Consider the following 232-nt stretch of genomic DNA (forward strand, 5'->3'; position numbering starts at 1 on the left):
CCAGGACGCCGCCTACGGCCCGGTCACCTACGACCTGGCCTCGCTGCTGCGCGACGCCTACATCCAGTGGGACGAGGAAATCGTGCTGGACTGGGTGGTGCGCTACTGGCAGAGCGCGAAGCAGGCCGGCCTGCCGGCCAACCCGGACATCGACGCCTTCTACCGCGACTTCGAATTCATGGCGCTGCAGCGCCACCTGAAGATCCTGGGCATCTTCTGCCGCCTGAACTAC

Annotated in this window: 1 pseudogene; it reads left to right on the forward strand. The window is 65.9% G+C overall.

The features are described from left to right. Positions 1–232: pseudogene (locus KVT32_RS31815) on the forward strand (aminoglycoside phosphotransferase); the annotation flags it as partial.

The organism is Achromobacter sp. GbtcB20, assembly GCF_019091095.1.
GTDB classification, from domain to species: domain Bacteria; phylum Pseudomonadota; class Gammaproteobacteria; order Burkholderiales; family Burkholderiaceae_B; genus Achromobacter; species Achromobacter mucicolens.